At 41.3% G+C, this 15,427-nt stretch carries 13 protein-coding genes; 2 read left to right on the plus strand and 11 right to left on the minus strand.

Annotated features, from left to right (window positions below):
• Positions 1–115: 115 nt before the first annotated feature.
• The 5 genes from tkt to M3600_RS03840 form a co-directional block, all read right to left on the minus strand.
• Entirely contained in the window at positions 116–2,131 is a 2,016-nt protein-coding gene (tkt, locus tag M3600_RS03820; protein ID WP_251644759.1) for a transketolase, read from the minus strand.
• Positions 2,132–2,158: 27 nt separating this feature from the next.
• Entirely contained in the window at positions 2,159–3,025 is an 867-nt protein-coding gene (locus M3600_RS03825) for a 6-phosphofructokinase (RefSeq protein WP_233318501.1), read from the minus strand.
• A 137-nt stretch (positions 3,026–3,162) separates the two neighbouring features.
• The gene (rpiB, locus tag M3600_RS03830) at positions 3,163–3,606 is read right to left on the minus strand and encodes a ribose 5-phosphate isomerase B (protein ID WP_233318499.1); all 444 of its coding nucleotides are present in this window, start codon (positions 3,604–3,606) and stop codon (positions 3,163–3,165) included.
• A gap of 239 nt (positions 3,607–3,845) precedes the next feature.
• Entirely contained in the window at positions 3,846–4,685 is an 840-nt protein-coding gene (locus M3600_RS03835) for an aldo/keto reductase (protein ID WP_233318484.1), read from the minus strand.
• Position 4,686: 1 nt separating this feature from the next.
• The gene (locus M3600_RS03840) at positions 4,687–5,886 is read right to left on the minus strand and encodes an MFS transporter (protein WP_251644760.1); all 1,200 of its coding nucleotides are present in this window, start codon (positions 5,884–5,886) and stop codon (positions 4,687–4,689) included.
• A gap of 195 nt (positions 5,887–6,081) precedes the next feature.
• On the opposite strand from M3600_RS03840, the gene M3600_RS03845 reads away from it, so the two are divergent.
• Complete coding sequence (locus M3600_RS03845) at positions 6,082–6,444, plus strand: winged helix-turn-helix transcriptional regulator (protein ID WP_233318481.1); 363 nt, start codon at positions 6,082–6,084, stop codon at positions 6,442–6,444.
• Positions 6,445–6,484: 40 nt separating this feature from the next.
• On the opposite strand, the gene M3600_RS03850 is transcribed toward M3600_RS03845, so the two are convergent.
• Positions 6,485–7,906 carry a S41 family peptidase gene (locus tag M3600_RS03850; RefSeq protein WP_251644761.1) on the minus strand — a complete coding sequence of 474 codons (1,422 nt, stop codon included), beginning with the start codon at positions 7,904–7,906 and terminating at the stop codon, positions 6,485–6,487.
• Between the two features lie 161 nt (positions 7,907–8,067).
• On the opposite strand from M3600_RS03850, the gene M3600_RS03855 reads away from it, so the two are divergent.
• Positions 8,068–8,895: a manganese catalase gene (locus M3600_RS03855; protein ID WP_233318477.1), complete on the plus strand. Its 828-nt coding sequence runs from the start codon at positions 8,068–8,070 to the stop codon at positions 8,893–8,895.
• Positions 8,896–8,937: 42 nt separating this feature from the next.
• Here M3600_RS03855 and M3600_RS03860 read toward each other — a convergent pair whose 3' ends face one another.
• The 5 genes from M3600_RS03860 to ftsE all read right to left on the minus strand — a co-directional run bounded on the left by M3600_RS03860 (position 8,938) and on the right by ftsE (position 14,985).
• Complete coding sequence (locus tag M3600_RS03860) at positions 8,938–11,130, minus strand: heavy metal translocating P-type ATPase (protein ID WP_251644762.1); 2,193 nt, start codon at positions 11,128–11,130, stop codon at positions 8,938–8,940.
• Positions 11,131–11,353: 223 nt separating this feature from the next.
• Complete coding sequence (locus M3600_RS03865; RefSeq protein WP_396953779.1) at positions 11,354–11,701, minus strand: ArsR/SmtB family transcription factor; 348 nt, start codon at positions 11,699–11,701, stop codon at positions 11,354–11,356.
• A gap of 126 nt (positions 11,702–11,827) precedes the next feature.
• Positions 11,828–13,234 (minus strand): murein hydrolase activator EnvC family protein, encoded by a 1,407-nt coding sequence (locus M3600_RS03870; RefSeq protein ID WP_237941918.1) that lies wholly within the window; start codon positions 13,232–13,234, stop codon positions 11,828–11,830.
• A 181-nt stretch (positions 13,235–13,415) separates the two neighbouring features.
• Positions 13,416–14,309 carry a permease-like cell division protein FtsX gene (gene ftsX, locus M3600_RS03875; protein WP_233318546.1) on the minus strand — a complete coding sequence of 298 codons (894 nt, stop codon included), beginning with the start codon at positions 14,307–14,309 and terminating at the stop codon, positions 13,416–13,418.
• Complete coding sequence (gene ftsE / locus M3600_RS03880; protein ID WP_233318469.1) at positions 14,299–14,985, minus strand: cell division ATP-binding protein FtsE; 687 nt, start codon at positions 14,983–14,985, stop codon at positions 14,299–14,301. Before ftsE ends, ftsX begins: the two co-directional genes overlap by 11 nt.
• Positions 14,986–15,427: the final 442 nt, after the last annotated feature.

Genomic DNA, 15,427 nt, shown 5'->3' on the forward strand with positions numbered 1-15,427 from the left:
TATAAATCTATTATATTCTACTAGCAAACTAATAGAAAGCCCAGGAGAGATAATTTCATATAAGAATAATCAAAACCAATAAATAAAGCCTGCCAGAAACGGCAGGCTTCTATTGTTATTTCGCAGCTTCTATAGCTGCTTTCATTTTCTCCTTCACATTCTCTACTGTGAAGCCGTATTCTTGGAAAAGCTTATCAGCTGGAGCAGATGCACCGAAATGATCGATTGTAATATGCTCTCCTTTAGCACCGATATACTCTCTCCATCCTAATGAAGCACCTGCTTCGATTGCTACACGAGCTTGAATGCTGTCTGGAAGCACGCTGTCTTTATAGCTTTGAGACTGCTTTTCGAACAAGTCCCAGCTTGGCATGCTGACAACACCTACAGAAATTCCGTCTGCTTCAAGTTCTGCTTGTGCTTGAATGGCTAGAGACACTTCAGATCCGCTCGCAAGCAGCAAACCTTGCGTCTCCCCTTTTGCGGCAGAAACGGTATAAGCTCCTTTACTTACGCCATTAAATGCCTCAGCCTTAGTTAAATCCAATGTAGGCAAGTTTTGGCGAGTCAGCACTAATGCAGTTGGAGTATCCTTGCTTTCCAAGGCAATTTGCCATGCGGCTGCTGTTTCCTTAGCATCAGCAGGACGAATGACAGACAGACCTGGCATTGCACGCAAGGAAGCAAGCTGCTCAACCGGCTCATGCGTTGGTCCGTCTTCACCGACAGCAATACTGTCATGTGTGAAAACATATGTGACAGGAAGCTTCATTAATGCTGCAAGACGGATAGCAGGACGCAGATAGTCAGAGAAAACAAAGAATGTCGCTCCAAACACCTTCACACCGCCATGCAATGCCATACCATTAATAGCTGCCCCCATCGCAAATTCACGTACGCCAAACCAAATATTTTTAGCTGCATAGCCATCCAGACCAAAGTTCTTTTCATGACCGATCAGCGTTTTATTAGAGCCTGCCAAGTCAGCTGAACCGCCGATGAATGCTGGAATTGCTTTTGCCGCTGCTTGAATGCTCTTTCCAGAAGAATCTCTTGTTGCCATTGCGCTTCCAGCTTCGAAATCAGGCAAGCTTTCTTGAAGATTCGCTGGCACTTCCCCTTTAATTGCTGTTTCCAGCTGAGTTGCAAGCTCCGGATATTCCGCTTTATAAGCTTCATACATTTTATTCCACTCATTTTCCTTTGTCTGACCTTCAGCAGCTAAACCTGCATAGTGCTCAGCAACCTCTGTAGGCACATGGAATGCTTCTTCATATTCCCAGCTGTAAGCTTGCTTTGCAAGCAATGTTTCGTCAGCTCCAAGCGGTGCACCGTGGGAAGCTGATTTACCGCCTTTATTCGGCGAACCGTAGCCAATAACTGTCTTAACTTCAATCAATGTCGGCACATCTGATTTCTTCGCTTGTGCAATAGCTGCTTGAATTTCCGCGATATCATTGCCATCCTCAACACGAAGAACCTCCCAGCCATATGCTTCAAAACGCTTTTGCACACTTTCTGAGAAGGAAAGATGAAGATCACCGTCAAGAGAAATATCATTGGAATCATATAGAACAACCAATCTTCCAAGCTTTAGATGTGCTGCAAGGGATGCTGCTTCTGCTGAAACTCCCTCCATTAAATCACCGTCGCCGCAGATGCTGTATGTATAATGATCAACAACTTGATAGTCGCCTTTATTGTATGTCTCAGCAAGATGTCTCTCTGCCATTGCCATACCTACTGCCATCGCAATTCCTTGTCCAAGCGGACCTGTTGTTGCTTCCACTCCAGGAGTGTGGCCGAATTCTGGATGTCCAGGTGTTTTGCTTCCCCATTGACGGAAGTTCTTCAAGTCGTCGATGCTCACTCCGTAGTTGAACAGGTGAAGCAGGCTGTATAACAGCATAGAGCCATGTCCTGCAGATAAGACGAAGCGGTCACGGTTAAACCATTCAGGATTGGCAGGGTTATGATTCATTTCCTTTGCCCAAAGCGCATACGCCATCGGTGCTGCACCCATCGGCATTCCTGGGTGGCCAGAGTTGGATTTCTCGATGGCATCAATGGAAAGTGTTCTAATAGTATTGACCGCCATTTGTTCAATATTTGTCTTCGTCAATTCGCTCATCTATACCAGTCCTTTATCAGGTTTTTATTATTTCTTTATAAATGCAATTTCGTCCGTTTGTACAGCCAATTGGCCTGTTTCTTGCTTTTGCTCTAACCAAGAAAGAATCCCGCCTGTCAGTCTGTTAGCTAAAATTCGGTCAGCTGCTGTCGGGTTTGTCCCCATACAAAGTGCCTCATCGATTTCCGTATATTTAAAATCTACTTTCAGATGGTCAACAACTTGTTCTATTGCTGAAGCATGTGCAGCAGCACTATATACAAGGACAGAAGAAGTGTTCCATTCTGTAAAGCTTGCTTCGATGCGTTCCTTTAGTGCGTCCATTTCATCTGCTCCAAATTCAGGAGCAAAGAAATGCCCGTCTCCTGCACTCGAAATGTCCTCCAGCATTTTAATGGAGGGGCTTCCATCTATAGAAAAACCGAATAACCGCGGATTGTCATATTTCAAGGAGTTAATTGTATCCTTCACTCTAAGAATATTATCGACGATGCTGTTCACCGCTGTATCATAACCAAGCGTGGTTTCAGAACCTTCTATATCATTAAAAATTGACACCGGAACAAATAAAGAGCGTACGGAAGAATGGTCAGCCAAATAGCTTGTCCATTTTTCTTTCGCCTCTGCATTTCCAATGACAACAGCAGTATCTACTGCAGAAAAAATTTCTTCCCATTTATCATCTTCAGGATATGCAGACATCATAAGCATTGAATCGCTCAAGTAAGGAGAGTCGCTGTTTATGTTAAGCTCCTTATATCTTGCTGTTCCCGTTCCCTTTTCTATCTCCATTCCAACCAATTCGTGCTTAGGAGTTAAATGAAGCTGCAACTTATACACTATTTGTTTGACCCCTGCAGGCAAACTCCCAAAGACAATTACTCCAACTTTCAAAGCATTTTACCCCCTAATTAATTGCATGCGTTTTTAATTTCATATAATGGTATTATATAGGATTATGAGAGCAATGGAAAAAAACTTGTCTTTTTAGGGGATTTTTTCTGGCAGATTTTTCAGAGTTATCCCTTAAATTATAGCCCTGCCTCCAGTTCACCGATAGCATTGACCCTTTGGGCATGCCTGCCTCCTAAAAACTCAGCATTCAGCCATGTTTCTACTATCGTCAACGCTAATCCTTCACCGGTTACACGCTCGCCAAGACAGAGAACATTGCTGTCATTATGCTCTCTTGTCGCTTTTGCTGTGAATACATCTCCTACTGCAGCAGCACGAATACCTTTGATTTTATTAGCGGCAATACTCATCCCAATTCCTGTACCGCAACAGAGAATTCCTAAATCAACTTCTTTACAATTAATAGCATCTCCTACTGTTTTCGCATAACCAGGAAAATCAACACTATCTGTGCTCGTGCAGCCAAAATCGAGAACTGTCATACCACTACCCTCCAAATAGGCCTTAACAGCCTCCTTTAAATGAAAGCCGCCATGGTCGCTTGCGATCGCCAGCTTCATTCACCTATCCCCTTTCCAACTGATTATCTTTTTCTATGGTAAACTTGATGACACGTACATTCTACCATATATTCGTACGTACATGTATAGGTAAATTGGTGAATTAACTTAAAAGTTATCCCTACAACCTTGTTGGTCTGTACATGATAAGAATAGATGGTGATATTAAATTTAAAGCCTTTTACCACTAGCTAATCAATAAAGGCCTGCTTCCATAGTGGAAGCAGACCTTTTTCGTATTAAAAATCAAAATTATCTGGATCTGGACCTACACGCAGATTTTCGTTCAATTCAGTGATTTGCTCCATTTCTTTATCAGTCAATATGAAGTCAAACACATCAGCATTTTCAATAATTCGATGCTCTTTAATAGATTTAGGGATTGTGATAATCCCATTTTGCAAGTCCCAACGGATGATAACTTGTGCTACAGATTTATTGTACTTTGCCCCAATGCTTTTTAACAGCTCATGATCCAGAAGCTGACCTTGCATTAATGGCGACCATGCTTCCACTTGGATACCGTGACTTTGGCAGAAGGCTCTTACTTCTGTTTGTGTAAGTTTTGGATGGAACTCGACTTGATTAATCATCGGCATTATTTCTGCGTCCTTCATTAAATCTTCAAGATGGTGAACCTGAAAGTTGCTGACACCGATTGCCTTAACTTTTTTATTCTTATAAAGAGTTTCTAGCGCTCTCCATGCTTCCTTGTACTTTCCAGCCTTTGGCCAATGAATTAAATATAAATCCAAGTAATCAAGACCTAACTTCTCTAAGCTAGCCTCAAATGCGGCCAATGTTTTTTCATAACCAAGGTCATCATTCCAGACTTTCGATGTAATGAAGAGATCTTCCCGGCTAATTCCAGCAAGCTCGATTCCCTCCTTGATTCCTTGGCCGACACCTGCTTCATTTTGGTAAATAGCTGCCGTATCAATACTGCGGTACCCGTTTTTAATCGCGGCACGAACAGATTCTACAACGGTTGCTCCATCCTCAACTTGAAATACTCCTAATCCGAGCCATGGCATTTTTACTCCATTTGCTAATGCGACTGTATCTTGTAAATGTTTCATATTATTTACCCCATTCCTTTTTATTTGCTTTTTTCTCTAACACTAAGCTCCAGCCAGTCAGCAGTACTGCGGCTGCTACCATTACTCCGCCGACCCAAGCTGTATGAATTAAACCTAATGAGTTAGTAACAACTCCACCTAAATAAGAACCAATCGCGATACCTGCATTGAAGGCAGCGATATTAACAGCAGAGGCGACATCAACTGCTCCAGGCACATACCGCTCTGCAAGCATCACAACATAAACTTGCAGTCCAGGCACATTCATAAACGCCAACAGACCCATTAATATAATCATCGCAAGGCCTGCACCTTTATACGGCAAGGCAAAGATAAGCAAAAATAGGATGATAGCTTGTGCTATAAACATGTAAAACAGAGCTGTGAGCGGCTTTTTATTAGAAAGCCTGCCTCCAATCATATTCCCTGCTGCGATGGCCATTCCATATAAAAGCAGGATGCCTGCAACTGTGCTTTCCTTGAAACCAGTGATTTCATGAAGAAGCGGTGAAAGATACGTAAAGACAACAAATGTCCCCCCGTAGCCTAATGCTGTGATAATGAACAAAAGCAGCAATCTGCTCTTAGTCACTAACGAAAGCTGATCTTTAAACGTAGAAGGCTTGGCCTTTGAAAGATTCTTCGGGACAAGAATGCTATTGGCAATAAATGCGATAATACCAACAAGCACTATTGCAACAAATGCTAATCGCCAGCCGAATTGCTGGCCGATAAATGTTCCAATTGGCACACCAGTTATGGTTGCTACTGTTAGTCCTGTGAACATAATTGAAATAGCACTTGCTCTTTTATCCTTGCTGACAAGATCTGCTGCAATCGTTGAGCCGATTGACATGAAGATACCATGTGATAATGCAGAGATTATTCTTGCTATTAACAAGACAGTAAGGCTGCTCGCTGCTGCAGCAATGCTGTTACCAATAATAAATACGATCATAATCCATAATAATAATGTTTTTCTGGAAACTCTTGAGGTGATGGACGTCAAAACTGGCGCACCGATTGTAACACCAAGAGCGTAAATGGATACTGTCAATCCTGCTGCAGTAATGCTGACATTCAAGTCTGCTGAAATTAAAGGCAGAAGACCGACACTAATAAATTCTGTTGTACCAATTGCGAAAGCACTGACTGCCAATGCAAGCAAGGCATACACGCTTCCATTCTTACGATTACTCATATGTCCTCCTTCTTGATGCTTGATATATAATGATCCACTAGTGGAATGAATTTTTATCAGCTTGCTTTTCGGCCGGCAAATGTTATTATGAATCATATAGATATCTTTGAAAAGTACGTACTTTTTTGTGATATAGGCACCGCAAAGTACTATAGGTACTTTTTAGTGCCTATAATATCATCTGGAGGTTACAGCATGGAAAAGAAGAAATACAATATTTCTGTTGAGGCAACCCTTGAGGTAATCGGCGGCAAGTGGAAATGTGTAATCCTATGCCATCTTACACATGGCAAAAAACGGACAAGCGAACTGAAGCGATTAATGCCTAATATTACCCAAAAAATGTTAACACAACAGCTTCGTGAATTAGAAGAGGACGGCATTATTAACCGAATCATTTATCAGCAAATTCCACCTAAGGTAGAATACGAGCTGAGTGAATATGGTCAAAGCCTGCAAAGTATTCTTGATGCACTATGTAATTGGGGAGAAAGGCATATTACGAAGGTCTATGGCGATAAAACACTCGTGCTGGAGGACAGCATTTTAAATAAGTAAACAACACGAAAAAGCACACCTTCTTTAAGGTGTGCTTTCTCTAATTCACGATATATCGCAAAGCTGTTTGCAGCTGCATATCGTTTTCATCTTTTTGCATTTCCGTTCTGACTGCCTGCTGCATCTTTTCGGCTGTATTTGCGTCAATCGTTCCTGTTTCTGTCAAATTATTGCTTCCTTGAAAGGCCTTCACAGCAATTTCTGTCTGGCTGCTGAAATAACCATCCTGCCTGTCTGTCCGATAGCCAAGACTTGTTAAAATCTCCTGCGCATACTTGACTTGCTCGGTGTTCATTTCCCGCTTCAACGTCTTTTCTATTTGAAGTGGATGAGTTTTGTATAAAGCCGATTTCTCCACTTCCAAGTTTGGTTCTATCCCTTTTTTATGAATCCAATTCCCATCAGGTGTGAGCCATTTGAATAAAGTTAATTTAATTTTGCTTCCATCCTCCATTGGCACAGCTTGCTGAACTGTCCCCTTACCGAACGTCTTTTCACCAATAAGTGTGTAGTTTTCCGCTTCTTTCATAGCACCAGCCATTATTTCTGATGCTGAGGCACTTCCATTATCTACAAGCACAACAACTGGATAATCCTTCTTTTGTTTTAAGTCAGAGTAGAATTGTTCGGTCTCTCCATCTCGATGCTCAATTTGCACATAAGGCTTGTCTAAAGTCACAAACTCTCCTAAAATCTCATTCACACTTGTAAGCAGTCCCCCTGGGTTGCCTCTGACATCCAATATCAAGCCGGCAATTCCTTGCTGCTCTTGCTCCTGTAATGCCTTATGAAATTCAGAAGCTGTCTCCTGTGAAAAGGAGGTAATTTCAATATAACCGATATTTTCGCCGCCCTCTCTTTTAACAGAGGAATGAACCGTTATTTGCGGAACCTCATCACGGACAACGGCTATTTGCAGCGGCTTTTCCAGCCCTTGTCTGACAATCTCCAATTCTACCTTCGTGCCTTTTTCTCCCCTAATCTTTTGCGTCACATCATACAGATCAAAGCCTTGTACACTTTCTCCGTCCACCTTAACAATTTCATCATTTGCTTTAATACCAGCCTTTTCTGCAGGAGAATCCTTTATTGGCGACACAATAATAACCTTATCGTCTTCTGCGCTTATTTCAGCACCAATGCCTTCAAAAGAGGAATCAAGAGCTTGTTCAAACTGTTTTGCGCTGTCCTTGTCCATATAAACAGAATACGGATCATCAAGGGTAGAAAGCATGCCCTTAATTGCACCCTCCTCTAATTCAGCCTTATCTACTTTTTCCACATAATTGTTTAAGATCAGGTTATACGCTTTGTCAACCTTCGATAAGACTGTCGCATTGCTGTTTGCTGCTGAATCAGACTTCGTTTTATTCTCTTCCCATATATTCATTCCAATATAAGTGCCGCCGGCTCCAACTATGAGGGAGCTTGTCATGCATATCACCAGCAATTTTCGATTCATCTAAGATCGTCCTCTCTTCCTTCTTCATGAGAATAGCCTTACTGAATCTATATGCCGAGAGCAGACAAGTTATGATGACAGCTTTTGCTGTACTCTATTTAAAGTGCACCTATTTTCCCTAGTTGAATAACCTATACAGACGAAAGGGAGGAATGCCTAAAATGTTTTATCATATAAAAGAACTAGCATACCAAGCAAAGCCAGAAAAACCAGATCCACTTTTCGCTAGAAGAATTCAAGAACTAATCGGCGGCCAATTCGGAGAAATGTCTGTTATGAATCAATATTTATTTCAAGCATGGGGTACAAGAGGACATGCAAAATACAGAGATTTACTGTTAGATACAGGAACGGAGGAAATAGGTCATATTGAGCTATTGTCCACAATGGTTGCCCGTCTCTTAGATGATGCACCTGTAACCGAACTGGAGTCTGCAGCTGCTACTAATCCTGCGTTAGCGGCAATTATCGGCGGGATGGACCCACAGCACGCTATCGTATCCGGCTTATCAGCAACTCCAAAAGACAGCAACGGAGTGCCTTGGAACAGCGGCTATATCATTGCGAGCGGCAATCTGCTTGCAGATATGCGTTCTAACCTGCATGCTGAATCACAAGGAAGATTGCAGGCAGTAAGGATTTTTGAACAAACAGATGACAGAGGTATTAAAGATATGCTTTCCTACCTTATCGCAAGGGACACTATGCATCAAAATCAATGGCTTGCTGCTATTTATGAACTCGAACAGCAAGAAGGGGTTGTTGTTCCAAGCACGTTCCCGAAGGAATTGGAAAAAAGAGAGGTTTCTTATTTATTCTTGAACCATTCGATGGGAGACGAAAGCAGCAAAGGAAGATGGGCATCTGGTCCAAGTATGGATGGTATGGGCACATTCCAATACGTAAAGGACGTACCTCCATTCGGTCCTGCTCCAAAATTAAAGCCTGCACCGCCGGCAGAGCATGGTACACCTCCAAATGTAATGTAGCATAAAAAGAGCCACTGTCTAAAAGACAGTGGCTGACTATTTTCATGGAAGATTTTTTATAGATAAGACTCTCATTGCATTCAGCACAGCAATTAAGGTAACTCCAACATCTGAAAACACCGCTTCCCACATTGTAGCAACTCCAAAGGCCCCAAGCAAAAGGAACAGCGCTTTAACTCCTAACGCAAACACAATATTTTGCCAAACAATCTTGCGTGTTTTTTTAGCAATGGAAATGGCAGAGGCAATTTTTGAAGGTTCATCTGTCATAATGACTATATCAGCTGCTTCAATGGCTGCATCTGAACCTAAGCCGCCCATCGCCATGCCTACATCTGCCCGCGCTAATACAGGTGTATCGTTAATCCCGTCTCCTACAAATAAGATCTTCTCTTTTGGAGATTTTCTTTTATCCAGTTTTTCTATCTCTTCTACCTTATCCTGTGGAAGGAGCTCTGCATGCACAACGTCTATATTCAGAGACTTAGCAACACTTGCGCCCACCGCAGCAGCATCCCCTGTAAGCATGACCGTTTTTTTAATGCCAGCTTGCTTCAATGCTGCAATAGCCTGCTTGGCATCCTCCTTCAATTGGTCGGATATGACAAGTGAGCCAATAAACTCCTTATTTGCTGCTACATAGACAATTGTTCCAATCTCTTCTCTTAACTCGAAATCAATTCCTTCCTTCACCATCAGCTTGTAGTTACCAGCTAATACTTTTAAACCATTAACAGCTGCAATGATTCCGTAGCCTGGGATTTCCTCATAATCATTTACATCTGCTTCTGAAACTGCGCCCCCATAAGCCTTTCTGATTGATTCGGCAATCGGATGGTTAGAATGAATCTCTGCACTTGCCGCATTCCGCAGAACATCTTGGTCTGAATAACCGTTAGCAGGATGCACAGACACTACTTCAAATACTCCCTTCGTAAGGGTACCTGTCTTATCAAACACCGCATACTTAACATCATTCAAGGCCTCCAAATAGTTGCTGCCTTTTACAAGAATTCCCGCTTTAGATGCAGCACCTATTCCGCCGAAAAAGCCAAGAGGAATAGAAACAACGAGCGCACATGGACAAGAGATAACTAAGAAAATCAAGGCACGATACAGCCAATCAGAAAATACAGCACCCTCCAAAAATAGAGGAGGCACTACAGCTAATAATGCTGCAATGATTACCACAACCGGTGTATAGTAACGAGCAAATTTCGTGATGAAGTTTTCTGTCGGCGCTTTTCTGCTGCTGGCATTTTGAACAAGTTCCAAAATTTTCGCAACAGTAGACTGACTATATTCCTTCGTTACCTTGACAGTGAGCACTCCATTTTTATTGATGAAGCCGCTGAGTATATCATGTCCCGGCTCTACATCTCTTGGCATGGACTCCCCTGTCAATGCCGAAGTATCAACGCTTGATTTACCCTCAACGACAATACCGTCAAGCGGTATCTTCTCTCCAGGCTTGATAACGATAATATCACCGATTGTTACCTCTTCTGGAGACACCTTTTCAAGGGTCTCCTCTTTCATCACATTGGCATAATCTGGTCTGATATTCATTAAGCTGCTAATCGACTTACGTGAACGGTTTACAGCAGCTCCCTGGAACAGCTCGCCGACTTGATAAAACAGCATGACAGCAACGCCCTCTGGATATTCTTGAATTGCAAATGCTCCTATCGTGGCAATGGCCATTAAGAAATGCTCATCAAATACTTGGCCGCGGACGATATTTGTACAAGCCCGCCATACAATGTCTCCGCCAATAATAAGATAGGCAACAACAAAGGCAGACAGCTTTATAACACCATCCAGCGGAAGAAAATAAGCAAAAAGAGCGATTATCGTCCCGATTACAAGCCGTGTTATCATTCTTTGCATGCTCTTGTTTCCATGGTCATGTGAATGTCCATGGCTGTGACTATGACTGTGACCATGCTGAAGATGAGCAAGATCATGCTTGTTTGTTTGCCGATTTTCCCCCGCTGTTTTTTCTTTTAATTTTACATGCGGTTCCAACCGTTTTATTGCCTTTTCCGCTTTTGCGATTATCGGGCCTTCTTCGTCACTGAACTGTAAGGACAATGTCTGTGTCGCAAAATTGACTTGGCATTCATTCACACCCTCTATCGTGGCAACACCCCGCTCAATTTTCATGGCACAATTCGCACAGTCCAGCCCTTCTAATATAAAGTCTTTCCTTTGCAGCTGTTTTCCTTCCTCCATGGTTTTCCCCTCTTTCATTAATTGTCTTAAATGAAATTCTTCCCTGTCAGAAAAGGATTGATTTATTTAATATCACTTAATTATCGAGAAAATCATTATATGAACAATTACTCATATATTCATATTATATGTAAGCAGGCTCGAAAGTGTCAATGTTATTTCCAATATGGGTATAGAACAGCAGCAGCCAAACGAGTCTGGCTGCTGCTGTTCTATATCCATATTAATGATGTCTTGCATGGTCAATCATCTGCTTTAAAACACTCATAACATGCTCATCATCGCAAGAGTATATCATCGTTGTTCCTTCCCTGCGATATTTAACAAGGCGAAGGTTTTTCAAAAACCGCAGCTGATGAGAAACTGTCGACTGAAGCATCTGCAGTCTTTCTGCTATTTCATTAACAGAATGCTGCTTTTCTGACAATAGATGGAGAATCTTAATTCTTGTCGGATCTGATAAAGCTTTAAATGTTTGGGAAACAATAAATAATGTCTCCTCATCAAGGATTGCACCAGCACCGCTTATTGGGTTCAACTCTTCATTATCTTTATTATCATTGCCGCTCATTTTCATTGCTCCTCTTTAAAAAACTCATATCTTTATTATAGCATAGTAATATCTGGATACATCCTTACGACCGCTTATGGAAAAACAAAAAAGCTTGTCCATATTGTGGACAAGCTTTTTAATCTATTAGATTGGAACAATACCAATCGGGTTGATTGCGTTGGATTTAGCTGCATTCCATTCGCCTTTATGCAATTCAAAATGCAAATGCTGTCCTTGGGAATCACCAGTATTACCCATTGTACCGATACGCTGGCCTTTTGAGACAACCTGACCTGCACTAACTTTTCTGCTTCCTGATTTCATATGAGCATAAACAGTTGTGTACTGTTGGCCATTAATAGAGTGTGCAACAAATATCGCTTCACCATAACTGCTTGATGTGTAAGAACGAATAACAACACCGTCTGCTGCTGCAACAATTGCAACATTATCACCTGTTGCTGCTAAGTCAATTCCCGCATGGAAAGTTCCCCATCGTTGACCTAAGCCAGAAGTAAGCACTCCATTAGCTGGTTTTGTCCAGTTTCCTGAAGATACACCAGGTGTTGATGCTGCAGAAGATGAACTTGAACTGCTTGAGCTTGAGCTTGATTTTGAACTAGAACTAGAACTAGAGCTAGATTTAGAACTTGAGCTGCTCGACTGTGCTGCCTTTGCTTTAGCAGCTGCTGCTTCTGCTGCTGCCGCCGCTTCTGCTGCTTCTTGTTTCTTTCTTTCTTCCTCTGCTTTTCTTGCAGCTTCCGCTTGACGCTGTTTTTCCAGCTCAATTGCTTTTTCCATTGCTACCTTTTGGTCTGCCAAGATTGCTTCTTCTTCTTCAAGTGAAAGCATTTCTGCATGGACATGACCCTCTTCCTCTTCAAGCTGTGCCATCACTTTATCTTTTTCTTTCTTTTTGGAATCCAAATCTGCCTTCATGTCTTCCAACTCACTTAGCATTGTTTCCAGTGAGCTTAGTTTTTCTTTTAACTCAGCCTTTGAATCTTCCAGAAGCTTTTTATCTGCTTCCTGCTCCTTTAAGATAGCGCGGTCTGCTTCCACAATTGTTGCCACAGCACCGACACGGTCAATTAAATCACTGATGCTTTGAGCGCCCATAAGCACATCCATGTAGCTGACTGCACCGCCAGTTTCCTGCATAGCTCTTGCTCTGTCTTTCAGCACTTCATTTCTTTCATCAATTCTTTTTTGTGTTGCTTTAATTTGTTTCTCCAGCTTTGCCACATCATCTTTTGTTGTTTCAATCTGTTCTTTTTTCTCAATAATGTTAACTTGTGTAGTAGAAATCGCTGTGTTTAATCTCTCCAGCTCTTCTTCAACCGATGCCTGTTCATCATGTATGCTGTCTAGTTCTTCGTTTTTGTTGTTCTTTTCACTTTCTACATCTTGCTGCTTGCTTTCGATCTCCTCTTTTTGCTTGTTAAGATCGCTTACGCTTGCTGCATTTGCCGTAGAAAAAGGTCCTTGAGCAACAATACCACCAATGCCTAAAGTAGTAACGACTGTCCATTTAACTATTGTATTTTTCAAGCTCTCATGCCTTCCCCTCTAAAAAAATAGATACGTAGGTTTAACTACTTGTAAACTAGTATTTTAGTACTATACCATTGAAAATAACGCCAATTTAATAGCCTGGCCTTTTATCCAGGCTATTAAGTAGCAGTATATTGTGTTTCACAGGAAGAAGGGACTACTTCTTCCTGTTTTCACCTTACACCTTCAAGAATTTGCGAATACTCATGACACTTCCCCATATACCGATCAATGCACCCATTAGCAATAGCAATGCTCCCACTTGATAAACAAATGGCGTATAATCAAGTATTTGGATGTAGTTGCCTGCCAATCTCGGATTCAAGTATTCATATGCATAATAATAAATGACCGATACAATGCCGATTGGAATAATCGAACCAATGACGCCAAGCCACATACCTTCCAAGAAGAACGGCCAGCGGATGAACCAGTTAGTTGCACCGACAAGTCTCATAATTTCTATCTCTTTACGTCTGGCAACAATGGTGATTTTAATTGTGTTGGAGATTAGGAACATTGCTGTAAACAGAAGCCCTGCAATTAGGACAATCCCGACGTTCCTGCTGACATTAATGACCTTGAACAGCCTGTCGACCGTACCTTGTCCGTATTTTACAGTTGCCGCATTTTCAAACTTCTCAATTTGCTGTGCGACTTTTTTTGTGTCATTTGGATTTTTTGTTTTAACAACAAACACATCACTTAATGGGTTATCCTGCTGAAACAGCTCATAAGCATCCCCATCGTCACCGAAGCTTTCAATCAAGTTGTCTAATTCCTGCTGTTTCGTAGAGAATGTTACGCTGTCGACATCTGATATGCCCTTAATCTTATCCTCTAAGGCAGCCTGATCATCTTTTGAAGCTGTCTGATCAATATGAACACGAATTTCCACGTTCTCTTCTATTGTTGTGGCAACCTCGTTCAAATTCATCATAATGACGAAAAACACACCAACCAAAATTAGCGTTATCGCCACAGAACTTATCGAAGCGAATGTCATCCATCCGTTTCTCCATAAACTTTTAAAACTTTCTCTAGCATGTCTTTTTACTGTTCTAGCCTTCATATCCGTAATCACCTCTCTGCTCGTCACGAACAATTCTTCCACCTTCGATGGCGATTACACGATGTCTAATCGTATTAACAATTTCCTTATTGTGGGTAGCCATCACAACGGTAGTTCCCCGATTGTTGATTTCCTCAAAAATATTCATGATTTCCCAAGAGGTTTCAGGGTCAAGATTCCCAGTTGGCTCATCGGCAATGACAAGCTTTGGGGAGTTTACAATCGAGCGGGCAATGGATACACGCTGCTGCTCTCCGCCTGATAGTTCAGTAGGCAGCATTCTTGCTTTATGCTTCAACCCTACTAGTCCTAAAGTGTCCATCACACGTTTTTTAATTGATTTAGGGTTTTCTTCAATTACTTCCAATGCAAATGCCACATTTTCAAATACAGTCAATGTCGGCAAAAGCTTAAAGTCCTGAAAGACGACTCCCATATTTCTTCGCAGCAAAGGAACCTTGCTGTTTTTCAATTTTGCTAAGTTTACACCGTTTATCAAGATTGTTCCTTGTGTCGGTTTTTCCTCGCGATGCATCATTTTAATGAATGTTGATTTTCCGGCACCACTCGGTCCAACTACATATACAAACTCACCTTGAGCTATTTTTACATCTATCCCATTGGCTGCAATAACGCCATTGGCATATTTCTTTATTACATTTTTCATTTCAATCATCTATTATCACACCTGAATTTTATTTGTAAGAACATGAGAAAAGTGCAATGCGTCTAAGGCAAACATGGTAGACGAATCACATCTGCGAATTGCTATTTATATTTATGCTATACATCCAGAACTTTTCTGACTTCCGTTAACCACCAAAATTCGACATTTACAAACCGACGGAAAGAGACAGCTTTTTTAAAAATAAAAGCTTTCCTTCTAATTACTTACATTATTATAACATTATAGGACAGTAATTTAACGGATAAAATTATTACATTTTCTTTTCAAACATCGCAAAAAGTACTATTATTATCTTGTCTTACTTTTATTTACTATTATAATAGTACTACAATTCGACCATATTCCCCTTTTTTTTTTATTTTTTTCATTAAATTAGGCTTATATACCTAAAAATAATTACGTTTTATGGAATTATTTTCATAATAATTTC

Origin of the sequence: Niallia sp. MER 6, from assembly GCF_023714395.1 — a bacterium.
In the GTDB taxonomy this organism is placed as follows: domain Bacteria; phylum Bacillota; class Bacilli; order Bacillales; family Cytobacillaceae; genus Niallia.